Origin of the sequence: Bacteroides sp. 11BF, assembly GCF_019633765.1 — a bacterium.
Lineage (GTDB): Bacteria > Bacteroidota > Bacteroidia > Bacteroidales > Bacteroidaceae > Bacteroides > Bacteroides hominis.
The window spans coordinates 1-5,157 of the sequence record NZ_JAFKPJ010000043.1 but is presented as its reverse complement, the minus strand read 5'-3'; the positions used below and the strand labels follow the sequence as shown (position 1 = coordinate 5,157).

The window sequence follows — 5,157 nt, the reverse complement described above, 5'->3', positions numbered from 1 at the left end:
GCCGATGGGCGGTAGTTCCTGAATGGTGTCGGTGTCTTTTCTTTTATGATGCAGCCGTTTTCCTGTATTTAAGTATAGAGAGAAACGACACAAAGAACTTTAGGGAAAAGAAGATTTTTCGTGTTGCTCTTTCTGGAACTCTGGAAGTGAAGCGTGTTAATCACATATTATATATTATTTGTTTATATATTATATATTCATATATTATTTATATACATAATATGGTATTTTGTTCCTGTTCTTTTTCCCTAATGTTTTATGGTATCAATTTTTTGCGTCCGGCTTCCGACTGCTTTTTGTATTTGGTATCAAAAGGTCGTTCTGCAGGGTGTGCCAGGAATGATAATTCGGTATCAATTTCTTTCCCTACAGTATATCAAAAAAGCATAGGGACAAAAACCCAACTTTTTAAAATATGGTTTTTTTAGATAGGGACAAAAACCCAACTTTTGATTGATTAGTTGTATCATATAGCGTCTTTTTTTGTTAATAGATGTTCTTTTCCCTAAAGTTTGTGTTAAGATTATGAGAAAAGTTCCTTTTTTATGGGTTTATGTAATAAGAAAAGTTCCTTTTTTGTGTTTGGTATGATTATCAGGTTTTTTTTATCAGCTAGTGATGGTAGTACCCTTAAAAATGGAAGGGTAACTATTTGAAAAACAACAGATAATGGTAAAAAATCAGGGACAAAAACCCAACTTCTTAGGGACAAAAACCCAACTTCTTAGGGACAAAAACCCAACTTCTTAGGGACAAAAACCCAACTTTTAGACCCCTCCTAGGGACAAAAACCCAACTTTTATTCATCTTCTTTTTCTTCTCCAATCATTCCGGGGAGTATTTCTACTTCTTTTAATAATACGGATAAACAATATTCTGCTTTATTTGAAATTTTATTCCAGTTATCTCTAACATATTCGCCTAGATAAAGCATCTTAGTTACTACTGCTTTATAGTTGCTTAATGTAATCTGTGGAATAAACTGCTGCAAATGTTCGTCCTTCATTGCAAAGTGCAAAGAACAAAAATTCGTTATCATCTTCTTTTGTCCTTTTAATAGTTCTTCTTCCTTCTTTGATAATGCAGACTTAATAACTTTGAAATTAAGTTTATAAGGCTGTGTATCGCCTGAATTACGATAAACTTCTGCCATTTCAAACCAGCAATCAGCCTGTTCAAACAAATCATCGTAAACAGGGCGTATTACACGTTTATACAAATCTTTAAATTCGGGGTATTTATCTTCTAATTTTAAGAATTTCCGAAATCTATCCACATAAATAGAAAAACCACCTTTTTCTTTCCATGAGCTAATCAGCATATACATTCTTATTGTATATCTACTTTGCGCTCTTAAAGCTATCTCTTTTATATAGCGTGTAAAACCTCTATCAACATTAATGAAAACTTTAGCAACCTCTCTATCCATTTCTAAAGAAAAACCTCTTGAATAAGGAGTTTTAGGTATATTTGCCTTAGTGAATAAACCAGTAATAGACCAACTATCCTCACCTGTTATTGGGTCTTTAACATCAAGCTCTACAGGAATACTGATTAATTTACGAACCATGCTTTTTACTTCCTTGTATTGGTCTGGATTAACGCCCAAATCCCGATATGCGATATCTACTCTTATACGGTCTGAATATTCTTGAAATAAAGATAATTGCTCGCATGGAATAGATGTACCATATTTATCTAGATGCTGAATACTTAATTCTATGACATCCTGTAATTTCTCTATAACAGCAATTAAGATTCTAATCTGTACTGTCTTAAAATCACCAGCCATTAATGTAACTACATTAGGTTGTTTCAGCCATGTGGGATTTTCTGGGAGTTTCACAGGAAGATTTGTACGAGGATGCCCTTTCCTAATTCTAACAATCTCACCGTCTATTTCTTCTTTTTCTTCTTTCACCGCACGTTTTCGGGCTTTTATTTCTCTATTTACCATCGTTTATTATTTTGACTGATTAATACTCCAAAAAAAAGTAGAATAAAGAACACAAACATAAACTTGGCTATATAAAATAGCCCTATGAAAATCATTCTAAAAATAGCAATGATAATTTCTAATAGATTTCTTATTATGTTCCTCCAGTCCATTTTCTTTGTTTTATAATTCCTGTCGCCAAAGCTCCGGCTGCACTATTGTATAACCAGCACTTTGCAAATATACTCTTTTAAATTCATCGGGCAACGTTCCTTCAAGGAATTGCTTTTTATGCCTTGATGCAGTTCGGCGGTCATATGGACTATTTTTAGACCAACCTCTTTTAAGAATTAGTTCCTTAAAGCATTCATCTAATGTTTTTGCTTTATCTATCATAATCTTTTCGTAAAGAAATTATAGGGTTTTTCATCCCTTTATACGTTTCACAAGGATTTCCTAACAGTTCGCACATAACAAAATGTACAATTTTTCCTTCATCCAATGATAAATTCGATTTATTTGCTAATTCTACAACTAATGTATATTGATAACTATAGTTCTCAACAACAATTTCTTTTTCATTGGAAACTTCATTGTAAATCTTTCTATACTTATGCCATAAAGACGTATTAAAAAGCTCTACCGTAAGAAAATTGTTTACCTGCTCTGTTGTATAGTCTTCTGGCAAACGTTTCCCTGTAAGTCTATAAACAGCCTCCATTTTTGCTTTTTTTCCTACAAACTTTTTTTCCCAATCATCTGACAAGAAGGAAGTTCAACCCTAGATATAAAAGGCTTTAAATCTGACACCCTACGATATACCTTATATTCAATAAACATTCTATCTATATTTTGATTATATGACATCTATTCCCTTTCACACTATTCGAAAAATTATGGTCATTTATCCCAATCATAATTATCGTAATCTATTTCCTTTCCTGTAGCATGGCATTCAGCCACATAATCAGCCCATTTTTTTCGCTTCGTCACATCAAAAGGCATACGTAGAAACTCATCCTTCCAAGGCTGTATAAAGTAATCAAAATCGTGTTTGTTCGTTACATACTGAACAGCATCTCTAATGGCGTTATACTCATATCCTTCTTTCAACAATGGTTCGTCACCCAGTTTAGAGTATATGTTTGCCACTTCCCGAAGCATCTTTGCAAATTCTTTGTATGTGGCAAAATTCTTTTCTTTTTTATCCATAATCATTCTTTTTTGTTTTGAGTATTAATTTTTTTCGATGAAAGTATTGGTTGTATTCAACACCCCGGCTGAATCTCGACTTTTGCCATCTCTTATGAAGATTCCTTCTTCTTTCAACCGTTCATAATCAAATTCATTCATCATGATAATGACAATATTTTCATTTGTATATAGCTTACACTTCATAAATTGAGTACCTTCTATTTTTCCAATTACGTCTATTTGGATTGTTCTTTCATTCATAATTCGTTTATTTATATACTGTTTTGAGGGTTATTTACTTTCTTCTTTGGCTGTTTCTAAAGGGCAATCTTTCGATATGGAAGATTCTACTTCATTGGCAAGGTAGGCAACTTTATTGCGACCCAAACAGACATCTTTCAATTTTCTATCAATGACTATTCTTTTGAAGTACGGACAATGTACGCAATCTTCTATTATCAATATTTTCTTCATATCTGTATAGTTTTACGCTAATTCTGTTTTAATAAACTTCATCATCTGATTGTGAAAAGAACCACTCCTTTTTTGTGCAGCCTTACAATCATCAATGGAAAGATTTGATTCCTTAATTATCCCTATTGCGATTGCTGGCATATCTCTGACTACTACAATATGCTGAACAGCAAACCAAATACCATCAATAAATTCATTATTCATATCTTCATTTTATTGGTTAAAACTCATGTTCACTTTCATCGAAATTTTCGATTGAATAAATTAAACCACCGAAGTCACCTGCTGAGAAGCCTCCAGTAATATTACTTCGATGTGTTCCCTTATACTTACCAAAGGTTAATGTTCTTTCTTGATTCATTACTGATTTGTTATGCGTTATTTGGTATGATAATCCCATTTTATCTTGACTTATATATCTGGAAAAGATACCTGTGAACTAAAGACTACTCTTTCTTTTCCTTACGCCTCGATTTGAGAAATTCTTTAGCCGCTTCTTTGTCCTCATGTACTTCATCTGATACATAATATATTATAGCCTTTGAATTGTGAGGATTGTTTTTCCACTTTCTTCCTGTTGCATCCGGATTTACAACATATCCTTCTTTTGCCCATTGCAGGGCTGTTAGGCTCTTTTGGTTCATTCTCTTATACCAAAGAACCTTACGATGCATTTTTGTCCGGGGAGTAATTACTCCGTCTGCACATACCAGTCCTTCACAGTTGTAACCGGGGCTTTCCAGAAATTCAATTTCTTTTTGAATTTCTTTTATGCTCATTTTCTCGATGCGTTCCATGTATTGTGCAATCGTTTCATCTGTCATATCCGCTGCCATATTTCATGAATTTATGTATTAGAATAAGGCTATTAACTAGTTTAATAGCCCATTTTTGATTTCAAATACTATCAAACGTATTTATCCAATTCTTTTTCTAGCTTTTCCCTATCAATCTCTGGAAATAGTTCAAGAACAAGACTTAGCGAATCGCAATAATTGTTTGCATAGTTTTCTGTATCCATCAATCGTAACACCATTGAACAAAAAATACTCTTTTCCTGCTTAAAAGTACGATTTAACACAGAACTAGATAATCTGAAAATTTTCTTCTCTACTCCAATCATAAATTAATCCTTTCACATTTCTAATAATTGACTATCAATCTGTAGTTTTCTTCAATGCTTCAAAAGAAGACAAGTAATCATCAACAGCTTTATTTAACGCTGCATATTTATCTTTCCACGTTCTTATTTGCCGTTGTGTTTCAATATACCTATCATTCAAAGTTGCATAATTCTGAATAGCAAATCTAATAGCTTTAGCATCTGTTTTTTCACCAGATAATTTTTTTAGATTTTCTAACTCCGCACAGGCTGCATCGTCTAAGCGTAATGTAAACTCTTTTTTCATAAAAAAATGATTAATGAATTAATACTGAAAAATAGCCCTAACAGTTGGCTACGAAATGGATTTAAGAAGCAATGTTTCATGATTTTGTTTGCTGTTCTTTATACTGGCAGCCAAACCAGCTTTAAAGGTTTGTTTATCTCTTTA

10 protein-coding genes and 1 pseudogene are annotated in these 5,157 nt (G+C 32.8%); all 11 read right to left on the bottom strand.

Features of this window, described 5'->3' with window-relative positions; translation table 11 throughout:
• Window positions 1–799: 799 nt before the first annotated feature.
• Complete coding sequence (locus JZY04_RS20630; RefSeq protein ID WP_007559085.1) at window positions 800–1,957, bottom strand: replication initiation protein; 1,158 nt, start codon at window positions 1,955–1,957, stop codon at window positions 800–802.
• Window positions 1,958–2,119: 162 nt separating this feature from the next.
• Window positions 2,120–2,332, bottom strand: coding sequence for a hypothetical protein (locus tag JZY04_RS20625; RefSeq protein ID WP_004295360.1), 213 nt, complete (start codon window positions 2,330–2,332; stop codon window positions 2,120–2,122).
• Window positions 2,322–2,803: pseudogene (locus JZY04_RS20620) on the bottom strand (hypothetical protein). Before JZY04_RS20620 ends, JZY04_RS20625 begins: the two are co-directional and overlap by 11 nt.
• 33 nt (window positions 2,804–2,836) lie before the next feature.
• Window positions 2,837–3,148 (bottom strand): hypothetical protein, encoded by a 312-nt coding sequence (locus tag JZY04_RS20615; RefSeq protein ID WP_171059125.1) that lies wholly within the window; start codon window positions 3,146–3,148, stop codon window positions 2,837–2,839.
• Window positions 3,149–3,172: 24 nt separating this feature from the next.
• Window positions 3,173–3,391, bottom strand: coding sequence for a hypothetical protein (locus tag JZY04_RS20610; protein WP_004295363.1), 219 nt, complete (start codon window positions 3,389–3,391; stop codon window positions 3,173–3,175).
• A 30-nt stretch (window positions 3,392–3,421) separates the two neighbouring features.
• Window positions 3,422–3,604 carry a hypothetical protein gene (locus JZY04_RS20605; RefSeq protein WP_011202822.1) on the bottom strand — a complete coding sequence of 61 codons (183 nt, stop codon included), beginning with the start codon at window positions 3,602–3,604 and terminating at the stop codon, window positions 3,422–3,424.
• A 12-nt stretch (window positions 3,605–3,616) separates the two neighbouring features.
• A complete protein-coding gene (locus tag JZY04_RS20600; protein ID WP_032847497.1) occupies window positions 3,617–3,808 on the bottom strand; it encodes a hypothetical protein in 192 nt (63 codons plus the stop codon).
• 16 nt (window positions 3,809–3,824) lie between these two features.
• On the bottom strand, window positions 3,825–3,965 hold the full coding sequence (locus tag JZY04_RS20595; protein ID WP_165860941.1) for a hypothetical protein: 141 nt from the start codon (window positions 3,963–3,965) through the stop codon (window positions 3,825–3,827).
• A gap of 85 nt (window positions 3,966–4,050) precedes the next feature.
• The gene (locus JZY04_RS20590; RefSeq protein ID WP_032844908.1) at window positions 4,051–4,440 is read right to left on the bottom strand and encodes a hypothetical protein; all 390 of its coding nucleotides are present in this window, start codon (window positions 4,438–4,440) and stop codon (window positions 4,051–4,053) included.
• Window positions 4,441–4,511: 71 nt separating this feature from the next.
• Window positions 4,512–4,727 carry a hypothetical protein gene (locus JZY04_RS20585; protein WP_007559101.1) on the bottom strand — a complete coding sequence of 72 codons (216 nt, stop codon included), beginning with the start codon at window positions 4,725–4,727 and terminating at the stop codon, window positions 4,512–4,514.
• Between the two features lie 34 nt (window positions 4,728–4,761).
• A complete protein-coding gene (locus JZY04_RS20580; protein ID WP_004295365.1) occupies window positions 4,762–5,013 on the bottom strand; it encodes a hypothetical protein in 252 nt (83 codons plus the stop codon).
• Window positions 5,014–5,157: the final 144 nt, after the last annotated feature.

Excerpts from the sequence above, each read along its gene's own strand:
- JZY04_RS20630 (WP_007559085.1), bottom strand. The coding sequence starts at position 1,957 with ATGGTAAATAGAGAAATAAAAGCCCGAAAACGTGCGGTGAAAGAAGAA.
- JZY04_RS20625 (WP_004295360.1), bottom strand. The coding sequence starts at position 2,332 with ATGATAGATAAAGCAAAAACATTAGATGAATGCTTTAAGGAACTAATT.
- JZY04_RS20615 (WP_171059125.1), bottom strand. The coding sequence starts at position 3,148 with ATGGATAAAAAAGAAAAGAATTTTGCCACATACAAAGAATTTGCAAAG.
- JZY04_RS20610 (WP_004295363.1), bottom strand. The coding sequence starts at position 3,391 with ATGAATGAAAGAACAATCCAAATAGACGTAATTGGAAAAATAGAAGGT.
- JZY04_RS20605 (WP_011202822.1), bottom strand. The coding sequence starts at position 3,604 with ATGAAGAAAATATTGATAATAGAAGATTGCGTACATTGTCCGTACTTC.
- JZY04_RS20600 (WP_032847497.1), bottom strand. The coding sequence starts at position 3,808 with ATGAATAATGAATTTATTGATGGTATTTGGTTTGCTGTTCAGCATATT.
- JZY04_RS20595 (WP_165860941.1), bottom strand. The coding sequence starts at position 3,965 with ATGAATCAAGAAAGAACATTAACCTTTGGTAAGTATAAGGGAACACAT.
- JZY04_RS20590 (WP_032844908.1), bottom strand. The coding sequence starts at position 4,440 with ATGGCAGCGGATATGACAGATGAAACGATTGCACAATACATGGAACGC.
- JZY04_RS20585 (WP_007559101.1), bottom strand. The coding sequence starts at position 4,727 with ATGATTGGAGTAGAGAAGAAAATTTTCAGATTATCTAGTTCTGTGTTA.
- JZY04_RS20580 (WP_004295365.1), bottom strand. The coding sequence starts at position 5,013 with ATGAAAAAAGAGTTTACATTACGCTTAGACGATGCAGCCTGTGCGGAG.